At 68.7% G+C, this 20,750-nt stretch carries 19 protein-coding genes and 2 pseudogenes; 11 read left to right on the top strand and 10 right to left on the bottom strand.

The window, feature by feature from the left end; translation table 11 throughout:
• Positions 1-62: 62 nt before the first annotated feature.
• Both ACFV6V_RS30020 and ACFV6V_RS30015 read right to left on the bottom strand, forming a co-directional pair.
• Positions 63-314 (bottom strand): STAS domain-containing protein, encoded by a 252-nt coding sequence (locus tag ACFV6V_RS30020; RefSeq protein ID WP_385570985.1) that lies wholly within the window; start codon positions 312-314, stop codon positions 63-65.
• A gap of 284 nt (positions 315-598) precedes the next feature.
• Positions 599-1,192, bottom strand: a complete 594-nt coding sequence (locus ACFV6V_RS30015; protein WP_385570983.1) for a dihydrofolate reductase family protein — start codon at positions 1,190-1,192, stop codon at positions 599-601.
• 70 nt (positions 1,193-1,262) lie between these two features.
• Between ACFV6V_RS30015 and ACFV6V_RS30010 the strand changes: the two genes are divergently transcribed.
• The 6 genes and pseudogenes from ACFV6V_RS30010 to ACFV6V_RS29985 all read left to right on the top strand — a co-directional run bounded on the left by ACFV6V_RS30010 (position 1,263) and on the right by ACFV6V_RS29985 (position 6,396).
• The gene (locus tag ACFV6V_RS30010; protein WP_385570982.1) at positions 1,263-1,841 is read left to right on the top strand and encodes a TetR/AcrR family transcriptional regulator; all 579 of its coding nucleotides are present in this window, start codon (positions 1,263-1,265) and stop codon (positions 1,839-1,841) included.
• A gap of 62 nt (positions 1,842-1,903) precedes the next feature.
• Positions 1,904-2,824: pseudogene (locus ACFV6V_RS30005) on the top strand (DUF932 domain-containing protein).
• A gap of 210 nt (positions 2,825-3,034) precedes the next feature.
• The gene (locus ACFV6V_RS30000) at positions 3,035-4,117 is read left to right on the top strand and encodes a hypothetical protein (protein ID WP_385570981.1); all 1,083 of its coding nucleotides are present in this window, start codon (positions 3,035-3,037) and stop codon (positions 4,115-4,117) included.
• A gap of 308 nt (positions 4,118-4,425) precedes the next feature.
• Entirely contained in the window at positions 4,426-4,890 is a 465-nt protein-coding gene (locus tag ACFV6V_RS29995; RefSeq protein ID WP_385570980.1) for a hypothetical protein, read from the top strand.
• A gap of 272 nt (positions 4,891-5,162) precedes the next feature.
• A complete protein-coding gene (locus ACFV6V_RS29990; protein WP_385570979.1) occupies positions 5,163-5,393 on the top strand; it encodes a hypothetical protein in 231 nt (76 codons plus the stop codon).
• The gene (locus tag ACFV6V_RS29985; RefSeq protein ID WP_385570978.1) at positions 5,386-6,396 is read left to right on the top strand and encodes a MerR family transcriptional regulator; all 1,011 of its coding nucleotides are present in this window, start codon (positions 5,386-5,388) and stop codon (positions 6,394-6,396) included. The genes ACFV6V_RS29990 and ACFV6V_RS29985 overlap by 8 nt, the downstream gene beginning before the upstream one ends.
• A gap of 48 nt (positions 6,397-6,444) precedes the next feature.
• Here the strand turns inward: ACFV6V_RS29985 and ACFV6V_RS29980 are convergent, their stop codons facing one another.
• The 7 genes from ACFV6V_RS29980 to ACFV6V_RS29950 all read right to left on the bottom strand — a co-directional run bounded on the left by ACFV6V_RS29980 (position 6,445) and on the right by ACFV6V_RS29950 (position 13,604).
• Positions 6,445-7,122: an alpha/beta fold hydrolase gene (locus tag ACFV6V_RS29980; protein WP_385570977.1), complete on the bottom strand. Its 678-nt coding sequence runs from the start codon at positions 7,120-7,122 to the stop codon at positions 6,445-6,447.
• Positions 7,119-7,934: a DUF1295 domain-containing protein gene (locus ACFV6V_RS29975; protein WP_385570976.1), complete on the bottom strand. Its 816-nt coding sequence runs from the start codon at positions 7,932-7,934 to the stop codon at positions 7,119-7,121. The genes ACFV6V_RS29980 and ACFV6V_RS29975 overlap by 4 nt, the downstream gene beginning before the upstream one ends.
• Positions 7,931-9,208, bottom strand: coding sequence for a class I SAM-dependent methyltransferase (locus ACFV6V_RS29970; protein ID WP_385570975.1), 1,278 nt, complete (start codon positions 9,206-9,208; stop codon positions 7,931-7,933). Before ACFV6V_RS29970 ends, ACFV6V_RS29975 begins: the two co-directional genes overlap by 4 nt.
• 59 nt (positions 9,209-9,267) lie before the next feature.
• Positions 9,268-10,023 (bottom strand): DUF1365 domain-containing protein, encoded by a 756-nt coding sequence (locus ACFV6V_RS29965; protein WP_385570974.1) that lies wholly within the window; start codon positions 10,021-10,023, stop codon positions 9,268-9,270.
• A complete protein-coding gene (locus ACFV6V_RS29960; RefSeq protein WP_385570973.1) occupies positions 10,020-11,276 on the bottom strand; it encodes an NAD(P)/FAD-dependent oxidoreductase in 1,257 nt (418 codons plus the stop codon). The genes ACFV6V_RS29965 and ACFV6V_RS29960 overlap by 4 nt, the downstream gene beginning before the upstream one ends.
• The gene (locus tag ACFV6V_RS29955) at positions 11,273-12,118 is read right to left on the bottom strand and encodes a sigma-70 family RNA polymerase sigma factor (RefSeq protein ID WP_385570972.1); all 846 of its coding nucleotides are present in this window, start codon (positions 12,116-12,118) and stop codon (positions 11,273-11,275) included. The genes ACFV6V_RS29960 and ACFV6V_RS29955 overlap by 4 nt, the downstream gene beginning before the upstream one ends.
• Positions 12,119-12,311: 193 nt before the next feature.
• The gene (locus tag ACFV6V_RS29950) at positions 12,312-13,604 is read right to left on the bottom strand and encodes an IS256 family transposase (RefSeq protein ID WP_385570971.1); all 1,293 of its coding nucleotides are present in this window, start codon (positions 13,602-13,604) and stop codon (positions 12,312-12,314) included.
• A 47-nt stretch (positions 13,605-13,651) separates the two neighbouring features.
• On the opposite strand from ACFV6V_RS29950, the pseudogene ACFV6V_RS29945 reads away from it, so the two are divergent.
• Positions 13,652-14,242: pseudogene (locus ACFV6V_RS29945) on the top strand (transposase); the annotation flags it as partial.
• A gap of 1,243 nt (positions 14,243-15,485) precedes the next feature.
• Here ACFV6V_RS29945 and ACFV6V_RS29940 read toward each other — a convergent pair.
• Entirely contained in the window at positions 15,486-15,884 is a 399-nt protein-coding gene (locus tag ACFV6V_RS29940) for an STAS domain-containing protein (protein ID WP_385570970.1), read from the bottom strand.
• A gap of 362 nt (positions 15,885-16,246) precedes the next feature.
• Between ACFV6V_RS29940 and ACFV6V_RS29935 the strand changes: the two genes are divergently transcribed.
• From ACFV6V_RS29935 to ACFV6V_RS29920, 4 genes are all read left to right on the top strand, one after another.
• Positions 16,247-16,405, top strand: a complete 159-nt coding sequence (locus tag ACFV6V_RS29935; RefSeq protein WP_385570969.1) for a hypothetical protein — start codon at positions 16,247-16,249, stop codon at positions 16,403-16,405.
• Entirely contained in the window at positions 16,402-16,542 is a 141-nt protein-coding gene (locus ACFV6V_RS29930; RefSeq protein ID WP_385570968.1) for a hypothetical protein, read from the top strand. Before ACFV6V_RS29935 ends, ACFV6V_RS29930 begins: the two co-directional genes overlap by 4 nt.
• Positions 16,543-17,214: 672 nt before the next feature.
• Positions 17,215-18,078, top strand: coding sequence for a class I SAM-dependent methyltransferase (locus tag ACFV6V_RS29925; RefSeq protein WP_385570967.1), 864 nt, complete (start codon positions 17,215-17,217; stop codon positions 18,076-18,078).
• Between the two features lie 222 nt (positions 18,079-18,300).
• Positions 18,301-18,588, top strand: a complete 288-nt coding sequence (locus ACFV6V_RS29920) for a hypothetical protein (RefSeq protein WP_385570984.1) — start codon at positions 18,301-18,303, stop codon at positions 18,586-18,588.
• The last annotated feature ends 2,162 nt before the right edge of the window (positions 18,589-20,750 follow it).

Raw genomic sequence — 20,750 nt, 5'->3', positions numbered from 1 at the left:
GGGGGGCCCCCCCCACCCCCACGCAGACGGGGAGGAGGGGCGCTGGCCGTGAAGGGCCGCGTCTAGCGAAGTCGTGCGCTCCCCGCGGGCAACTCGCCCTCGCGAGCCTTAGGCCTCTGGTCCCTTTGCGGGGGGAGGGGTAGTTCTGGTCGGCACATGCGGAACAAGGGCAGGGTGCCGGTGATCTCCAAGACCCTCTGCCCCTGTTCCTGGAGACCGGAGAGCTCCAGGAGGAAGCCCTCTGTATCGGGACGTTGTCGCAGGCGTAGCAGCATGGTGAGGCTGCAGGAGTCCATGAAGGAGACTCCGGTCATGTCGGTCTCACCGGCAAGGGGATGCAAAAGGTACTCGTCTCCGGCCACAACCTCACCCAGCTCCTGAACGCGCTGCGCGGGGAGCGAAGGAGGACGACGTCGCGACTTCCGCCCGCTGCAGTCGGCTCTACAAAAAGCTCGCCGAATTCGTGGATCTGATCGATCCCAACGCCGAGGCCGGCCAGACCACCGCCATCAGGTACCGCATCGACGGCAGCGTGGATGCCGCCTAAGCGCAGCCATGCAGCTGACCCGCCCCTCCCGGCGCGAACGGCATCGCTCGATCAGCGGCGGGTGAGGCGGGTGAGAGTGGCCCCGTTGGGGAAGGCGGTGCGCTCGGCGACGTCGAAGACGGTGGGGTCGAAGGCGCCCTCGACGACCGAGATCCCGGTACCGGCAATGACCGGATAGGTCTTGATCAGCAGCTCGTCGATCTCGGGCAACAGGGCGCCCGCGAGCTGGCCGCCTCCGCAGAGCCAGACGTCCAGGCCGGCGCCCACCTCGCCCTTGAGCTCACGGACGAGGGAAAGCGGGTCAGCCGGCACGACGGTGACGGCCGGGTCGGTGTCCGGCTTGAGGGTGCTGGACACCACGTACTGGCGCAGGTGCGCATACGGGCTGGTGATCCCGTTGTCGAGGGCGGGGCGGTAGGCGCCGAGGCCCATCACGACGGTGTCGAAACGCCGGTTGGGCGCGTCGGCGACACCGGCGGCCGCGCGGTAAGCGGTTGGGATGGTCTCCGGGTACAGCGCGTTCATCCAGGTCGCGTAGGCGGCGGCCTGCTGCTCGTCGCCCTGCGGGAAGAAGTCGAACTCGCCGCCGGGGCCGGCGATGCGGCCGTCGAGCGAGACGCCGATGTAGTACACGAGCTTTCGCATAGCTATCCCCCACACGTAGTACTCTGCTTGAAGTGGTTTGAACGTAGTACTACAAATGGAGTGGTGTCAAATGGCGAGACGGAACGACCAGCGGCGTGCGGCCCTCGTTGACGCGGCGATCGAGGTGTTGGCCCGGGAAGGCGCACGCGGCCTGACCTTCCGGGCCGTGGATGCCGAAGCCGCCGTTCCCGTCGGCACGGCGTCCAACTACTTCGGCAGCCGCGACGACCTGTTCACTCAGGTCGGCGCCCGGGTCTACGAGCGACTCCAGCCCGATGAGGTCACGATCGCCCGCCATCGGGCGGCCGGCCGCGACCGGGAGACCTATGCGGAGTTGATGCGTGAGCTCGTCGGCCGCGTCGCCTCCTTCCGCACCGGTTACCTCGCGCTGCTGGAGCTCCGGCTTGAGGCCACCCGCCGCCCCGAGCTGCGCAAGGTCCTCACTGAACGAGTGCGAGCCGACGTCGACGCCAATGTCGCCTATCACGAGGCTTCCGGCCTCCCCGGCGATGCCGCGACGGTCAAGCTACTCATGCTGACGCTGAACTGGCTGATCGTTGAGCAGCTCACGCTGCCGGACGTCTTCACGGAGGAAGAGCGGGAAGAACTGGTGAGGGCCGCTGTGGAGCGCAACGTGGCGGCGGAGTAGACGACTCGGTCCCAGAGCATCGGCTGGGCACGCTTAGCACGGTCGGCAGCGACGCGTCGGGGGTGGTCTGGTACAGCGAGGCGGGGTGTCCCACGTTCGGAAGTATCCAGCCGCCCTGGCCTACGTCGCGGCCCTGCGTATCAACCCGCCGCTCCCCAAGATACGAGTGGTATGGCGAACTGCGCGAGCATCCTGACCAGTTCCATACCGTCCGTGAAGACTCTGGAGCCCCGCTCGGCGTCGTCGGCCGCCGTCATCGGCCTATCCAGAACCGGCAGGGCTTCGAGTTCCTTCAGGAGCTGGTGGGGCGCTTCGATGTGGTGTGGGAGGCCGCCGGGGTGATCCGGGGCGGGCGCCGCGTGTTCATCTCGATCAGGCTTTCCGAGTGCGTCACGTCGATGCCGAGGGCATCAACGACGTCATTGTCCCGTACGTCGCGGTCATGAACGACCAGCGGGCAGGGGCAGTTCCAATGCGTGGTGACGCCCTGGTGGCCGGGGTGCGCCAACACCGAGCGCTTCGCGGTTCGCGACGCGGTGTCGCGCTGGGCGGTGCGCCACACGGCTGGGGCCGCGAACCAGATCAAGGAGGCCCGTCGTACCCTCGGCCTCTCCGTTCAGTACTTCGAGCGATTCGCGGCCGAGGAGACCGTACTTGCCCGCACGGAGATCGCCATCGCCGATTTCCGCCAGGCCATCGCTGACCTGTGGCTCCTTGACGAGGACGCGTCGAAGCGCAATCGGACCAATCACGCTGTACGACTCAGCGCCATCGAGGACGTGTTCGCCACAGAGACCGAGAGGGTCGGCCGCACCGCTTACGCCGCAGAACGCGCCATCACCGGCTACCTCGATCACGTTGCCCTCCGTCGCCCTGGCCAGTCGATGACCGAGGAGATTGCCCGCGCGACCGCCGTCCTCGAAGGCTCCGATGACGACATGGAGGCCAAGGCCCACAGGCGGCTGATGCTGCTCACCCGGTGAGCAATGGCGTCCTCGGCGGGTGTGGCCAACCCCGGCCACACCCGCCGACGCGGCCTCGCCGCAACCGATCCGCTGGGCTGTCCGGTTGCGGAGGGCCACGGACAGCAGCTGCGCCGGGTCTTCCACCCCGCCGCTTCTGTGTCCGTTGTGTCGGCTTACGATGCGTCGGTCCTCCGGTGGATCCGGATCATCGTGCGGCAAGGGAAGTCCATGCGCCTGTCCAGTTACGTCAGAATGGTCGTCTTGGGCGCGGCGGCGGTGCTCTTCCTCGCCGGGTGCGCGCCTGAGCGGGGCGCGGGCGGGGTCGTGGAGCAAGGCGCGGAGAGGCCTGCGTCTTGGACGGATCTTCCGGTGCGGACGGGCGCGCGGGATGTGGTCCACACGGACTCTGACCACCGGTCGTATGAGGTGAGGATCGCGGTCAAGAGCCTGGTGCGGGGTTCGGAGGAGGACATGCGGGGGCGCGTGGACGAGGGGCTGAAGGGCATGGTCCCCCACTACCTGACCTTCGAGGTCACCAACACAGGCCGGAAGAAGCTCCCCGCCGCCTACATGGTGGACAGCAACTTCGCTCTGAACGGCACCAACTGGGTGCGTGGGGAGAAGGTCTACGTCAGCGGCGGCAGGCCGGGCGGAATCGACCTGCCCTGCGCGGACAGCGCACCGAAGACGCTGGCGCCCGGCGACTCGTACAAGACCTGCGTGACCTACGTGCTGCCCGAGGGCGTCGGCGTGCTGTCCCTGACGCACAACCCCGACGGCTACCTCGACGAGGGTGGCGCGGTCGCCACCTGGCCCGTCGAAGGCGGCCTCAAGGCGGCATCAGCCGGGCTGGCGCAGCCAGGCGACATCGTCCGCGTCCGGTGGCACGACATCGAGGACGACATCCTCGAAGTGCCCGCCACGCTGGTCTCCGTACGCCGGGGTAGCGCGGCCGACCTCGCGGGCCTGGACCTCAACCTCAACGAGAACGAGCGACGCGGCGTCCCGTACTACGTGTCGGTCGCCTACACCAACACTGGGCCGAAAGACCTCTACGCCGACCACCAGGCCAACAGCGTCCACCTGCTTACCGAGAGCGGTCGACAGATACGGGGGAAGGCCCCCTTCGTCCGCGACACGAAGATCCCCAGCTGTCCTTCCAACTGGGGCACCCACATGATCCCGCCAGGCGACAGCGTGACGCAGTGCAGCGTCCACCTGGTGACGGACGACGGCGATAAGCCGTTCGCGGTGGGCTACGCGCAGGCGGACCGGCCGGGACTGGTGGCCTGGCGGACCCCCCTCCACTGAAGCGGCCGGTCAGATCGCCCAGGGGCTCGACGCCGGGTCCGCATTCCTGGCTCCAGAGCCAGTGGAATTGGCGGGAACAACACGGTCACAGGCGCACCGGGCGCTGCCGTAGTGGTGTCAGAGGTCTGCGGTACTCGATGTCACCCGTCCCATCCTGGCGACCGGGCTTGGGTGCCGGGGGCGGGTTCGATGAAATGTCACCTCGGGCGTGCTGCGGACTCCTGGAGGGCTGGCTCCGGTGCGGTGGCCCGATTGCGCTTGGGAGGTGGGCCTTGTCCCACCGCGAGTCGGGGTGGATCATGACCGGGGTGCAACAACGAGAGGGACTCCACCAGCTACTCGTGCGCGCCGGGCTCACGGTGGTCGAGGAGGTGAGCCCGGGCAGTCTGTTCCCGCCGGAGGCTGGTTGGCGGATCGCGCGGGGGATCGCGGCGCCGGACGGCCCGGCCCGGAAAGCGCTGGATGCCGTGTGGTGGTGCCGCCTTGCGGATGCCGATGGCGAGTTCTTGGTGGCCGTCCTCGGGCATCGGATCGGCGGCAATGACTCCTGGTGGACCCGTGTCCGTTACACGGGCAGCGCTGTGCCGGGGCTGACGGGCGACCCCGGTTTCGTGGCGCTTTCCCTTGATGGGCAGGTGCTTGCGGAGGCACCTGGCGCGGACGGGCCTCGGGTGACGGCCCTCGACCGGCTGCCGGAGCGGCTGGAGGAGGCCGCCGCGGCCGCCGGGCGTGAGACGGAGGTCGAGCGCGCCGAGTGTGGGCGGGGGCTCTGACCTGCTGCTTCATCGGCAGCGGGGCGAGATCCGCCACTCTGCGGCCCATATTGTGGACTCCGGGTGCCCACGATGCGGCCAATTCCGCATGCTTCCGGGCTCGTGGCCTGCGGTGCGCCGGGTTCTACGGCGGGTCGATCACGGATGCGATCACAGGCCCTTTCAAGGGCGGGCCCGGGACCGTGGGCTGGTGACCGGTGCAGGTGCCGTACATCCGGGAACAGCCCGGCAGGCGAATCACGGGCAGAGGGGATCCTGCGGAGGAGGTATTCATGGCCGGATTGGACATACGGGTTGTCGTGGGTGCCGGCGGCGAAGCAGTTGGGCTCGCGGCTCGTCGCCTGTACTGGGGCCGGGAGCGGATCCGGTGGACCGTACGCGTCGCCCAGGTGCTGGCCGTCAATCGGACGCTGACGGGCGACCGGGACACCGGCCGGGTGCCACCCTGGAACCGCTCTCCTCACCAGCGCCGATTCCGCGTCCTAAGGTGGTGCAATGCCTGATATTTCTCCCCGTGTCACGACCGGAGCCGTGGCCCGACGTCTCGGGATCTCACCGACGACGCTCAGGTCCTGGGACCGGCGGTACGGCATGGGACCCGCAGACCGGGAGGGCGGCCGCCACCGGCGCTGGACTCCCGCGGACATCGCGATGCTGGAGGAGATGTGCCGGCTCACGACCTCCGGGGTGCCTCCTTCGGAGGCTGCGAGTGTGGCGCTGTCGCGGGCGGGCCGACGTCCCGCAGCCGGTACCGAACGGTCGTCCTCCGCCGACTCGCGACCCGTCCACGGTGCGGGATCGGGCAACGGACTGCCGCTCGGTGACGTCCGGCACGAGTTCCGGGGGCTGGCCCGGGCCGCGGTCCGGCTGGACAGCCCGACCATGGACGAGCTGCTGGCCGACCTGATGCGGACCCACGGGCTCGTGACCGCCTGGGAAGAGGTCATGGCCCCGACCCTGCACGCCGTGGGCCGAAAGTGGGAGTCCTCCGACGACCGCTACGTCGAAGTGGAGCACCTGCTGTCCTGGCACATCTCCACAGCCCTGCACCGGTTCACCGGCAGCACCCCTCCGGCTCCCCGGGAGGCACCCCCAGTGTTGCTTGCCTGCGTCCCCGACGAACAGCACACCCTCCCCCTCGAAGCGCTCGCCGCGGGCCTGGGCGAACGCGGACTGCCGACCCGGATGCTGGGGGCCGCTGTCCCCGCCGAAGCCCTGAACGCCGCCGTGCGACGTATCGGCCCGTCCGCCGTGGTCCTGTGGTCCCAGTCCCACTACACCGCCAGCCACAACCTGGCCCGCCACGTCGTGGACACCGGCTTCGGTGTCAAGGGTGCTCGGACGTATCCGCTGGTGATGCTGGCCGGCCCGGGCTGGGGGAACCGCCCCCTGCCAGCGGGCATGATCCGCCCCGGCGGTCTGCGCGAGGCGCTGGAGGTACTGGCTCGGCGTTGCTCTGTTGTGTCCGCTCCGTTGACCGCCCCGGCTTCCGCGACCGTGGGCTGACCAGCGAACGCGAGGGCCCGGGGGATGGCGTGACCAGCAGGCTGGACGTCAGAGCTGAGCCTGGGTGCCGTCTTCGAGGAGGCTGACGGTGAGACGGCGGACCAGGCGATGCCAGTGCGCGGCTGAGCGGAGCATCGTATGCCCACCTGCCGGCATGGGGATCGCTACGGCTGTGGCACCGGCCCCGTCGGCCCTGTGGACGAAATTCCAGGACTCCTCAGCGAGGGTGACGCGGTCGGCCGGGTCGTGGAGGACGTAGATCTTTCGCCCGGCCAGGTGCTCTACGGGTTCGCCCGGAGGCAACCACGGGGCCAGGGCGATCACGCCCCGGACCGCAGGGTCGTCGGCCACGCGCAAGGCGGCCCGGGCACCCATGGAGTGACCGATGAGCACGACCGGTAGCACCCCGACCTGCTCGCGCAGCCGGAGCAGAGCGGTCCGGGCATCCCGGGCCGGGTCGCTGCGGTCGCAGTTCCAGCCGCGGTACCGGTAGCGCACCTCCGCCACGACCGCATTCCGCCCGCTGACGGCCCTGGCCGCTGATATCGCGAACGGCCGCATGCGCAGAGCGGGCAGGTTGATCAATCGGGGCGGCTGCGTGCCTTCGGATCGTCCTCCGTGCAGCAGCAGCACGGCCGCCGCGGGGGAGGCGGGCAGGCGCCGCAGAACGAGCACGCCCGCCGCGCCGCGCGGGCTTCCGTGACCGAGGACTGTGCATCCGGTCATCGGAGTGCAGCCCGGGTGGGGTCTCGGCGGGGCGGCCGGGGCAGGAAGCCGCTGGTGCGGGCCTTGTACTCGGCGTAGCCGGGGCGCTCGGCCATATGTTCCTCCAGGAGTCTCTTGCCGCTTCCCCAGACGAGCAGTGCGGTCATCAGCAAGGGTGAGACGAGCGCTAGGGCTGCGGTCTGCCAGATCGCGCAGGCCGTCAGGTACAGACCCCACCAGACGAGGAGGTCGCCGAAGTAGTTGGGGTGGCGGGTCCAGGCCCAAAGGCCCCGGTCCATGATGCGTCCCCGGTTGGCTGGGTCGGACTTGAAGCGCGCCAGCTGGTGATCGCCCACGGCCTCGAAGCCCACTCCTACGGCCCACACCGCGAGCCCCAGCACCAGCAGGGCGTCGACGCCCCGGACCAGGTACGCCGCGGCCTGTACGGGCAGCGAGACGAGCCACACCAGCGTGCCCTGGAGCAGATAGATCTTGCGCAGGGCGTACCAGGCCGGGCTGCCGGGTGCGCGGGCGAGCATCCTGGCGTAGCGGGGGTCCTCGCCGTGGCCGCGGGCGCGGCGGGCGATGTGCAGCGCCAGCCTAAGCCCCCACACGCCGGTGGCCAGGGTGACGGCGAGTCTGCGGACGTCGTCCCCGTAGCCGGTGGACAGGGCCCAGGTGACGAGGGCGACGACGGCGAACGCGATGCCCCAGGCGACGTCGACGATCCGGTGCACCCCCCGGCGAAGCGAGATCAGGAAGGTCACAACCATCACCGCCAGGGCTGCTCCCGCCGAGGCGGCCAGGTTGACCGCGAACGCGCCCCAGGTCATCGCTGGCCCCCCGGTGCGGGATCGTCGGCGGTCAGGCGGAGTTGGCGCACGTCGAGGTAATGCGAGCGGAATCCTGCCTCGGAATAGGCCAGGTACAGGTTCCACATGCGCTGGAACACCGGGTCGAAGCCGAGGGCGTCGGCCGCGTCGGACTGCCTCAGGAAGTTGTCCCGCCACAGTCGGAGGGTTTCGGCGTAGTGGGCGCCGTAGCCGGTGTCGTCGGTGATGCGCAGACCGGCTGCGGCGCTCTCGCGGGTGATGGCTTCGCGGGAAGGGATGAGCCCGCCGGGGAAGATGTACTTGCTGATCCAGGTGTGTGTCCGGGCCGTGGCCAGCATGCGCTCGTGCGGCATGGTGATGGCCTGCAGGGCCACGCTGCCGCCGGGTGCCAGCAGCCGGCGCAGCGCGGTGAAGTAGGCCGGCCAGTACTCGGCGCCGACCGCCTCGATCATCTCCACGCTCACGACAGCGTCGAACCGGCCCTCGACCCGGCGGTAGTCGCACAGCTCCACCGTGGCCCGGTCGGACATCCCGGCGGCGGCGATCCGCCGTACGGCCAGGTCGCGCTGCTCCTCGGAGAGGGTGACGGTCAGGACGTGTGCGCCGCGGCCCGCGGCGCGTATGGCGAGTTCGCCCCAGCCGGTGCCGATCTCCAGCAATCGGGTTCCGGGTCCGACCGCGGCCAGGTCCAGCAGCTGGTCGATCTTGCGGTGCTGGGCGGCGGTGAGGTCGCCCGGCCGGCCGGGCAGCGTGGTGAAGACGGCCGAGGAGTAGCTCAGGCTGGGGTCGAGGAAGAGGGCGAACAGGTCGTTCGACAGGTCGTAGTGGCGCCGGACGTTGTCGCGAGCCCCGCCGAGTGTGTTGCGGTCGAGCGCGGGGCGCCGGTGCACCCAGGCGCCGCGGAGCCGGCGCAGCGGCGCGGGGACGAGCTCGTCGACGTGGGAGGCGAGGACGGTGAGGGTCGCGACGAGGTCGTCGGTATCCCACTCGCTGGCCATGTACGACTCGCCGAAGCCGATCAGCCCGTCCGCGCCGATCCGTCGGTGGAACGCGGCCGGATCGTGCAGGACCAGCGTTGGGACCGGGTCGCCGTCTCCAGCCTGCGTGGGGACGAGGGCTGCGTTCGTGCCGGCGTGCCGTATCCGCAGGGGAATCCTGGCGAGGGCGTGTTCGATGATCCGTCGGGCGCCGGCCGTGCGCAGGGCCGAGGCGCGCGGGAGGCGGGCGACATCGGGCCATCGAGCTTGGTCGACGGGCAGCGGACCACCGGACAAGCAGCCGACGGTACGGGGACGGGCGGGGGCAGTGGGCCCGGCCGACAGCGGGGAGGCGGTCACAGCATGCCCTCTCGGGTCGGGGGAACGGGGCGCGGATGGACGGGCAGCCCCTTGAGGTACAGGCGGATGCCGTGCCACCGGATGCCGAGGCTCACGCCGAGCGTGGACCACGGGTGCCTCAGGGCGGCCCGGAGCAAGGAGCCCGCCCGGGCCGGGCGGCGCCTGCCGCGGACAGTGGCTGTCAGGGGGCGGCTGCCGTCGTCACTCCGCAGCTGCACGGTGAGCTCGAGCCGGTCGCCGGGCACGGGCAGGCGCATCCGGTAGGAGCCCTCGACGCCGAAGAACGGTGAGACGTAGAACTCCTTGGCGACGTCGGCATCCCCGTGCTCGTCCGGGCGCAGCAGGTAGCAGTGCCGGCCCCCATAGGTGTTGTGCACCTCGGCCACGACACAGACGAGGCGGCCAGTGCGGTCGTGGCACCAGTACAGGGTCAGCGGGTTGAACACGTGCCCGAACACGCGTGCGTGGGCGAGCATCAGGATCCGCCCGTCGGCGTTCGTCACACCGCGGTCGGACAGGAAGGCGTCAAGACCGGCCCGGATGGTGGGCGCGTGGCCACCGAAGTGGTCGCGGACGTCGAAGCGGGCGATCGGCCGCAGCACCCGGGGCAGGCGCGGTAGGTCGTCGAGGTCGACCAGCCAGAGGTAGGTGCGGTGGCGTATGGCATGACGTACTGGCTGGACGCGGACGTGGGCGACCTCGCAGGCATAGAGCGAGGGCGCGGCGGGCAGCGGCGCGGGCGCGGCGCTCACCAGTCCACCCCCAGGGTCCGGGCCGCCTCGACGCCGGAGCGGCATCCGTCCTCGTGGAACCCCCATCCGTGGTACGCCCCGGCGTACGCGGTCACGTGCGAGTTGAGCAGCGGCAGTTCGCGCTGGGCGGCCACGGACCGGGGCGTGTAGACCGGGTGCTCGTACACCATGCGGGCGAGGACCGTGCTGTTGTCGATGCGGCCGCCGGCGTTGAGGGTGACGATGTGCGGCTGTGCCGAGGCGAGTCGCTGGAGTCGGTTCATGTCATAGCTGACCTGCACCGTCCCGGGGCGGGCGGTGCAGGACGGGAGCCAGTAGTTCCAGCTGGCGCGGGCGTGCGGCGAGGCGGGGAGCACGGAGGTGTCGCGGTGCAGCACGGTGGGGTTGCGGGAGTACCTGAACGCTCCCAGGATCCGGCGCTCGTCGGGCGTGGGGTCGGCGATGACGCGAAGGGCCTGGTCGGGGTGAACGGCGATGACGACCGCGGCGTGATCGGTGGTTTCGCCGTCGTCGGTGGTCACACTGGCGTGATCCGTTGCCCGCGTGACCGCGCGGACGGGCGTGGCTGTGCGGACTTCGGAGAGCCCCTTGGCGGCCTGCTCCACATAGGACGAAGAACCGCCGCTGACTGTTTTCCACTGCGGGGAGCCGGTGACGGACAGCAGGCCGTGGTGGTCGAGGAACCGGAACAGGTAGGCCGCGGGGTAGTCCAGCGCGGTGTCCGCGGCGCAGGACCACACCGCGGCAACCAGCGGGACGGCGAAGTGCCCCACGAAGTACGGGGGGAAGTTCTCGCGTTCCAGGAAGGCGCCGAAGGTGACGCTGTCGTCACCACGGGCGAGCAGCCGGCGGGCGGCGCGGTGGAAGCGCGGGACCGCGGCGAGCATACGCAGGTGCCGGCAGCGGCGGAGGCTGCCGCCTCCGAACAGGCCGCGTGGGCCGAGGGCGCCGGCGTACTCCAGGCCGCAGCCGTCACAGCGGACGGACATGCTCATCTCGGCGTCCTGAGTGACGACACCCAGTTCCCGGAACAGCCGCAGCAGATTCGGATACGTGCGCTCGTTGTGGACGATGAACCCGGTGTCCACGGCGACGGTGCCGCCCCCGCGGCCGGGGAGTTCATGGGTATGGGCGTGGCCGCCGAGCCGGCCGTCCGCCTCGTACAGCACCACGTCGTACCTGTGTGACAGCACGTAGGCAGCCGTCAGCCCGGCCACACCCGCTCCCACGACACCGATACTGCGCCGATTCACGCTTCCCCCCGAGTGTTCCTCGGACTGCGTACAGCCTTCGCGCGGTAACCCGCCCTGTGCCGATCCGGTGCCGGCTCCTGCCGGACACGGACAGTGCCGAATACCGCGGGCCCGGACCCCAGGGCTTCCCGGCCGGTCGACCGGACAGCCTGCCTGCCGTAGGCTCCGGCGGCCGAACCTTCGGAGCGCAGGCGTAGGCGCATCCTTTGCAGGCCGCTGCGGCAGTGGGCCTTCACCGTGCCCAGCGGCAGGCCGGTCCGGCGTGCGATCTGCACCTGCGTGAGGTCGCCGAAGTACGCGAGCGCGAGAACCTCGCGCTGCACGCGTGGCAGCCGCTCCAGCTCGCCGAAGAGCAAGACCCGGTCCAGGAGACGGTCGGGGTCACCGCCCGAGGCTGCGAGCGGTCGCAGGCCAGCTGCGGCGGCGGACACGAATTCGAGCCTGCGGGTACGGTCGGAGAGCGCGTCAGCGATCTTGTAGCGAGCGATGCCGACCAGCCACGCCCCGACAGACCCCCGATCAGGGCGGTACCCGCTACGTCCCCGCCAGGCTGCCAGAAACACCTGCTGAGTGACGTCCTCCGCCTCCAACGGGTCCCCGATCCGCCGGCTCGCCATGCAGTGGACGAGCTTGCCCCAACGCTGGTAAGCCAGCTCCAGAGAGCGCTCGTCCCCTTCGGCCAGCCCGACGCCGATCTCCGCGTCCGTCGGCTCGGCGGTTTCCGTCGAGGCGGCCCGGCCGATCAGGGAAGACCTGTCCGGGTGGCGGTCCGCGTCAGCGACGTGTGCGGGAGCGGCCCTGTGAAGCGGTTCATGAAGTCGAACCGATCGTGCGTCGGTCATGATGACCCCTTCTCGGGCCGGGCCGAACCCGGGCAGGGAGCCTGGCGCCCGCCGCCTCCAGGGGCGAATCGCCACCGACACTTCGTGTGCCGGACTCCGTCAGCGTGCGCTGCGCGGCATCGCTGTTTCAACTCGCATTGTTTCTGCATCGAATGGGTCTGTCAAACGAGTGGTGTAACTGGGGTAGTTGGGGCTACTGGCGGACTGTCGACAGGCGGCCGTCGAAGGTGATGTCGAAGGCGTTCAGGGCCGTCTTCCAGCGCATGGTCCAGCGGGCCTGTCCCTTGCCCGTGGGATCTAGGGACATGATCGCCATGTAGACGCACTTCAGGGCGGCCAGTTCGTTGGGGAAGTGTCCCCGGGCCTTGACCGCCCGGCGAATGCGCGCGTTCACCGACTCGATCGCGTTCGTCGTGCAGACGATGCGTCGGATCTCGGTGTCGAACCGCAGGAACGGGGTGAACTCCTCCCAGGCGTTCTCCCACAGCTTCACGATCGCCGGATACTTCCGGCCCCAGGTCTCGGCGAACTCGGCAAACCGATCCAGGGCGGCCTCTTCGGTGGGGGCGGTGTAGATGGGCTTGAGGAGCTTAGCGATCTTGTCCCAGTCCTGCCGGGCGGCATAGCGGAAGGAGTTCCGCAGCAGGTGCACGACGCAGGTCTGCACGACCGTGCGGGGCCAGACGGTCTCGACCGCGTCGGGCAGGCCCTTGAGCCCGTCGCAGACGAGCATGAGGACGTCACTGACGCCGCGGTTCTTGATCTCGGTGAGGATGTGCATCCAGTGCTTGGCGCCCTCGCCGCCGTCGCCGGCCCACAGTCCCAGGATCTCCCGCCGGCCCTCGGTGGTGACGGCCAGGGCCACATAGACGGGCCGGTTGGCGACCGCACCGTCGCGGATTTTCACGTGGATGGCGTCGATGAAGACCACCGGATAGACGGTGTCGAGCGGGCGGTTCTGCCATTCGGCCATACCCTCCAGCACCTTGTCCGTGATGGTGGAGATGGTCTGACGGGAGACCTCGGCGCCATAGACCTCGGCCAGGTGAGCCTGCACCTCGCCGGTGGTCAGGCCCTTCGCGGCCAGGGAGATGACCATCTCGTCGACGCCGGTCAGGCGCTTCTGCCGCTTCTTGACGATCTTCGGCTCGAAAGAGCCGTCGCGGTCGCGGGGCACGGTTATCTCCACCGGACCGACGTCGGTCAGTACCGTCTTGGAGCGTGTGCCGTTGCGGGAGTTGCCGCCGTTCTTGCCCGCCGGGTCGTGCTTGTCATAGCCGAGATGGTCGGTGATCTCGCCCTCCAGAGCGGACTCCAGCAGCCGCTTCGTCAGCTGCTGCAGCAGCCCGCCCTCGCCGGTCAGCTGCAGACCCTCGGCCTGAGCCCGACCCACGAGATCGTCGATCAACTGGTCGTCCACGGCCTTCGCCGACGCAGCCTTCGTGGGCTCGACACCTTCGGACTCGGACACGTTCTCACTGGTCATCGATGCATCTTCCATGATCGGGAGTTACACCGAACGATTTACAGTCCCCGGACCGGGTCTTCGCGCTCGACGAGTTCGGCACCCTCGGGATCCGACCCACTGCAGGCTCGGGCTGGGCCGGCCAGCGACACCCCGACCGGGTGCCCGCCACCTATCACCGCACCCACGGGGTGCACTACTTCCACGGCTGTTACTCAGTCGGGAGCGACACCTTGTGGGGTGTCAACCGCCGCAAGAAGGGTGCCGTGAACACGCTGGCCGCGCTGAAGTCGATCCGCGCCGCCCGGCCCGACGGAGCACCGATCTACGTGATCATGGACAACCTGTCCGCTCACAAGGGCAGCAACATCCGCCTCTGGGCGGGGAAGAACAAGGTCGAACTGTGCTTCACCCCGACCTACGCCTCCTGGGCCAACCCGATCGAAGCCCACTTCGGACCGCTGAGGCAGTTCACCATCGCCAATTCGGATCACCCGAACCACACCGTCCAGACCCGCGCCCTGCACGCCTACCTCCGCTGGCGCAACGCCAACGCCCGCCACCGCGACGTCCTGGCCGCCGAACGCAAGGAACGCGCCCGCATCCGAAGCGAGAAAGGCAACCGCTGGGGCGGACGCCCGCTCAAAACCGCAGCCTGACCAACCCGGCGAACCAATGCGGACACAGCACTAGCCGACGGAGGCAGTCGGTGGGGTGCTCGCTACCCGGTCCCTGCGTGTTGCGGCATCTTCTCTCGCCCCTTCATGCGTAGCCACGGAGCTGAAAATCCTATTTGTCAAGGACCGTGAGGGTGATCCTCTGCGATGAGCCGTGGCGTTCTCCATACGGCTGAATTCCCTGTGGGCTTAATGAGTCGTGCTTTCGTCACTCAATAGGCAAGGAAGGTTCTGGTGGAGAAAAGAGCGATGCGTGGCCGTCGTGTGAAGTCAGCCGCGATGGTGTCTGCGGGCATGGTGGCTGTGGCACTCAGTGTGGTCCCGAACGCGGAGGCCATCGCCAACACGGTCCACGGAGCGGACGCTGTACATAATCAGGGTCTGCCGAACCCGAATGACGCCATCAGCCAGTATGGAGCCTTTGAGACGGCGTACTCGCTGCTGGGGTGGGACCGGGATCGGGACAGGTACAGGCCCGGTCCGACCGGCCCCCGAGGCCGGACGGGGCCCACCGGGCCTACGGGCGCGGCCGGAGCAGACGGTGTCGACGGGGTAACCGGGCCCACCGGCGCGGTTGGTGTCACCGGGCCTACGGGCGCGGCCGGAGTAGATGGTGTCACCGGGCCCACCGGGCCAACTGGCGCGGCCGGAGTAGATGGTGTCGACGGGGTAACCGGGCCAACTGGCGCGGCCGGAGTAGATGGTGTCGACGGGGTAACCGGGCCCACCGGCGCGGCCGGAGCGGTTGGTGTCACCGGGCCCACCGGGCCAACTGGCGCGGTCGCCGTCACCCAAGTGACGAATGGTAGTCCCGGTTTCGAAGTCTTTGCGAACACCGTGGTCGATACGGGGCCTATTGTCACTTGCCCAGGTGGCCAGAGGGTGGTCGGCGGTGGATACCGTCTCACTGGCGTTGCTGCCAACGAGGTCGTCCCGACGATCCAAAATGGTCCTTCTGGTGCGAATCAGTGGGTTACGACGATCCTCAACCCCACGGCGCACAGCGTTTTTGTTCAGGTCTGGGCCTTCTGCACACCGTGAGGCACCTGGCAGACCGCTCGGAACCATGGGCAGCGTGGGTGGGCTCGGGCGGGTGATCTTCCCGGGTGTCGGGGCAAAGGGAAGGGCCTCCTGCACAGCTCATGAGTGTCGAAGTCCATGAGTACCGGGAGGCCTTTCTCGTACCACTGCCTGCTCTCGGCGCGCTGGCGGGCAAGGGCCGCATTTAGCGAAGTCGTGCGCTCCCCGCAGACAACTCGCCGTCTTGAGAATCAGGCTTCTTCCGGTTCGTTTGCGGAGGGAGGGGTAGCTCTGGTCGGCGCATGCGGAACAAGGGCAGGGCGCCGGTGAGTTCCAGGATCCTGAGTCCTTGGTCCTGGAGGCCGGACAGTTCCAGCAGGAAGTTTTCTGCATCGGAGCGTTGCCGTAGGCGTAGCAGCATGGTGAGGCTGCTGGAGTCCATGAAGGACACTCCGGTCATGTCGAGGGTGAGGGTGTGGTTGTGCAGGCTCAGGGGGTCGGTTGCCTGGGTGACATGGGGGCAGGTGTCGACGTCGAGTTCACCCTGGAGGGCGACCACCATCCGGTTGGGAAGGTGGCTGACGGTCACGTTGAAGTCCTGCATGATCAGTACGGCCCCTTCGGGACAGAGCCCAAAACGGCTGGCTTCCAAGCGGGTGGAAGCCAGCCGTCAGGCGCGCGGCAATCGGTGCCGCGCACAGCCGGCAAGACCACCCGTACCGTCCCACGGCCACCACGGTGACCGCCCGGCAGCGCGGGGCACCTCACCAGACCAGGCTGGAGAGTTCCCTCAGCGTTGCACACCCGCACCCGGCCCGACCAGCACGCACACGCGTGCCCCTCTGCCACCATCCTCGATTTTCAGGCCGCACCAAGCGCCCTGCCCGAGGTCGGCCCCCCGGAAGCCGTGTGACCTGTGCGGGGCTGCGATCTCGAACGGCATGAAGGTCTCCGCACTGGTGCCTGATGCGTCTGCCCCATGATCATGATCCGTGGCTGGACGGTAAGCGTGCCGTGGTGGCGTGTTCGCCCGAACACCTGGCACAGCTGGTCAAGCAGTTTGAGAAGGTGGGGCTATGGGTGGCGAAGATCGCGCGAGCGCTGGAGCTCATCCAGAAAGGTTGAGCGTGAAGGCTCTGGCCGAGGAGGCCGGCCTTAACCAGTCCGAGATCGAGCTCGGGGTGATGTGGATGAACGCGGAGTTCCACCGTCAACATCCACAGCTTCAGGACCTGAAGCACCTTATGGAGAACGGCGGATAGCGCTCGCAGCAATTGCAGCAGGGTCGGCCAGGTATCTCTCGTGCCCGGTGGCCAGCTCCCGTCGCCGACGTCGTGTCACCAGTGCGGCCTTCGACTTATCAGCGAAGACGCTGGCAAGGGCGGCTGTGACTGCGGTGATCAAGGCGGTCCAGCCTGCAGGAAGCCACGCGGCTCCCACCAGGGCTGCAGCCGATCCGCCCGTCGCTACACCACCGAGAAGAACTACCCGGGGCCGCGATGACGGCCACACCCCAGCCCCTCGATCATGGACCGTGCTCGGTCAGTCTCGTGCGTACCCAGCAACTGCTGCCATGTAGTCGTCTCGCGCGCGATACGGCTGTGCGCTGTCGCAGGTGCCCATCCGCAGTCCTGGCTGTGACCGTGGATGCGGGTGAATGGTGATCAGCGCGTGGTGTGGGCCATCCGGGTAGTCATTCCCCCACCCTGGCGTGCCTGCCTCATCCTTCCGCGCGAAACTGATCCGCTGGATGGGAGTCGAGGCGCGTCGACTCTGCACTGAGCACGCCGGGAACGCAGCGTGCGGTCTCACTGCACGGCCGCTCGCACTCTCTTGGGGTGCTGGGTCGTCAGTGCCGGGTTATGCGTTCCCTCGTCCGGACGGCACGCGGGTGCGTGACCGTTGTTCTGCCGTGCACCGGCGCAGGAGGAAGCATGCGCGAGACGGACATCGCACAGTTCTGGTCGTCCCATCCGTGCGGCGAGCAGCTGGTGGGCGGCGGTCCGGCCGAGCAGGGCGGGGACGACCATGCAGCCTTCTTCACCCGGTACGACGCGTTCAAATACTCGCTGGAGCCGCACATCCCCCGGTGTCTGGATGACTTGGACCTGACGGGCCGCCGCGTCCTGGAGATCGGGCTCGGACAGGGCGCGGAATCAGAACAGCTGATTCGGCGCGGCGCAAAATGGACGGGAGTTGACCTGACCCAGGAATCCCTGGACCGGGTCAGAACCAGACTGTCCCAGCGCGAACTGCCCTTCGAGGGACTGCACCAAGGCAGTGTCCTCGACCTGCCCTTCCCGACCAGCGCCTTCGACATGGTCTTCAGCCACGGCGTTCTGCACCATGTGCCAGACATCCGCTCCGCCCAACGGGAAATCCACCGTGTCCTGGACCCGGGAGGCGAGCTGGTGGCCATGCTGTACGCCCGGTGGTCACTGAACTACCTCCTCGCCATCGGCGTCGTCCGGCGGACCGCTCTGGCGGCCGCCGTACCCCTGGCCCGGGCCGGGCTGCTGACACCGGGCGGGATCGTCGGCGCCCACGTTCGTCAGGCCGGTCGTATCGGCCTGTCCCGGTACCTGCGGATGAACGAGTTCATCCACCACAACACCGACGGACCGGCCAACCCCTACTCCAGGGTGTACGACCGGCGCTCAGTTCGCCGGGCGTTCCCCGACTTCCGCCTGACCCGCACGTACAAACGCTTCATGCACGCACCGCCCCTGCCCGTGCGCGGTCTCCCGGGCGGGTCATTGCTCGGCTGGCACCTATGGGTACATCTCCGTCCACGGTGACGTCCCACCGCGCGCCCGGCAACCCCTGCCAACGCTCCCTGGAAGCTGGTTCTGGATCACTCTTGGTGCAGAGCCAGGGAGGGGCACCGAACCCGCGATCACGAGTGGTCGTGGATCGCTCGACACCATGGCCATCCACGCCCTGCGTGTCCCTCCACGCCACCACAACCAGGGGTTTCATGCCGTGTGGAGGACGCGTCTGCACAGGAGGTCGAAGCATCCATCTGCTACCCCAACGGTCTGCTCGGCGTGCTGGGTGAGTGCAGGACTCTGGAGCAGCGACGTCAGCTGACTGGGGAGGAACGCGTCGACCTGGCCGGCTGCCTGCCCCTGGAAGCCGCGCGCGTGCTGACCGCGCAGATTCCCGACACTCAGCCGCTGACCGGCTGGGCCTTCGTCAAAGACCTCGCCGCCCGCACCGGCGCGACCCTGATAACCCGCATCCTTCACCAACTCCTGACCGGCTACGCCCTGCTGTTCGGCCGCGCCGAACTCACCCTCGCCGCGTAGACCCCGCCGCGCACGGCGGCGGGAGGCACGTATTTCCCGGCCATTCACCTGCGGATGTGGAGTAGCAGCTGCCGCGCGACAACTGACCCACGGATGGCCCACCCCGGCCGATGTCACGCCCGGCGTGATGTCGGCGGTGTGGCGCCCAGCGCCAGCAACCGTGCCACTCCGGCGTAGGAGCGCTGCCAGCTCACCGAGCGGCTTGGTGACGACTGGACCGGAGCGGTGGCCGAACAGGACCGTCGTCGGCCCGGCAGCGAGACGCTGGTGTGGTGCCGGAGCCCGGGGCGAAGACCACGGTAGGCCCGTGGAGCGTCGTCTACGGCCCGGAGATGTCCAGCCCGGTGTAACCGGAGGTTTGTTACGTCGACGAAGTCGCATCCGGATGATGGCCAGTACGTGAAGGGTTCGATGGGGGCTCTGTGTGACGCGTCGCGTCGGGGCCTGGTGGTTTCGGCTCGTGCGGTGGTCCGTCAGCTGATGGTGCTGGCGGCGGTGGTTTCACCCCTGGTGAGGGGGTTTTGGGGCGGGCATTGGGCGGGCGGTGGCGAGTCCGCTGGATCTGTCCGGGCCCGTCCCGGGGGTCGGTCTGTGTGCGGTGGGGCGGCTTTTCGCCCCGCTCGCGCTGACGGGGGAGTTCTGCCTGGTCAGCCTGTGGCGCGGAGTCGAGCGACTCCCCGTGCACTCTGTTGTCCTGCTCCCCATCCGGGCGGTGTGCGGGCGGTGTGTGCTGAGTCCGTCCGGTCGCTGACTCGGGGTGCCGGCACCGTCGGTGTGGCCTTGTCCGGTGGGTCGGATCTCGGTCTTGCCGGGCGTGTTGATCTGATGGTCATCGACCCGATCCCCTTCTGGCTCCTCCCTCCTCTCCTTTCACCTGCCCGGCGGCCTCCTGGGCACGGGCCCGGCGCAGCTGTGAAAGCCCTGGCGCGCCCCTACTGGATTTTGAGCATCGGGGGTTCTTACTTCCGTGCGGTGCGCTGTCCGTCTGCCTGTCGCAGCATCGGGAAGTTGAACTTCCCATCCGCTCGAGCCTGCGGGTGGGGTGTCCGGACGTCCATGGCCACCGAGGGGGCGTAACTGCGGACTGCCCCGATCCGGCGTACCGACAGCAGGTGCGCTCTGCTCCTTTCTGTGTGCGCTTGGTGGGCGAGCGGGATCCAGGCCTGTCGTGACGGTCCGGGTCACTGGTGTTCCGGCGTAAGGCTGTCGTTGTCGCAAGCGTCGCGCTTCCGAGGGGGGCCGGCCTCATGGTCGGGTACGGCGAATCGCAGTCTCTGGGCGGCACTCGGGCGCACTCCGACGAGGAATCCGAACAGAGTCCGACCGCACGGATCAAGTGATTCGGTTGTGTGCGATTTGGCCAGGTCAGCGGCGTTGATGAGCTTGCCGCGGCAGTCTGTCTGGATATCCCGCGGCCGGATTGCCGGCGCTGAACGGGGCCCTCGGCCCGGTCGCGGCGGGTCATCGACGTCGTGGGATTCCCGTCAACGTCGGGTGAACCGGCCTCGTTTCGAGTCAGATGCCGGGGCGTAGGAGAACGACGCTGCACCGAGTCCCCTGCACGGGAGCGGACCGGGTGCATGGCCAGATTCTGCTCTATATGCCGCAGTGGCTGGTTTTGCAGCCATGAGTTGCCGAGGAGCTGAGGCCGCAGCAGGATCACTCCCCGTACCCACCTGATCACTCATCCAGGAAGCCGAGACGTGATACGCCGAACCGCTCGCCGCCTCCGCACTGCCGTCGCTGTGACCCGAGGTCCTCACCATGTGCTTCGCCTAGGGAGCCTTGACGACGACAGCCGCGATCGTCGCGGACGACAGCAATCCCTTCATTTGGATGGAACGGGGCTGCCTGTGGGCCGGCTTCCCGTTCATGTCTCCCGCGGGCCTCTCTACGGGTTCGCGGCCCCTGGTCCTGACGGACAACACCGCGCTACAGAAGTTCGAGGGCCGCGCGTTCTTCGTCTACGCCCTGGCCATTGACATCAGCGTCCTCCTCGGTTCGGACGTGGCCGTGCGCCACGGTCGACCACCTCAGCCAGGTACGCCTGGCCGATGTGGACCTCGTACGATGCGGCGCAGGTTCTGGCCTGCCTCGGCCCACAGCGCCATCGGCCGCTCCGCACGCCGCTCGAAGACGATGGCGCCGTCCGGGCCGTCCTC

Source organism: Streptomyces sp. NPDC059828, assembly GCF_042731955.1.
Taxonomy (GTDB): Bacteria; Actinomycetota; Actinomycetes; order Streptomycetales; family Streptomycetaceae; genus Streptomyces.
The sequence above is the reverse complement of the archived record's forward strand: the minus strand, read 5'-3'. Positions and strand labels throughout refer to the sequence as shown.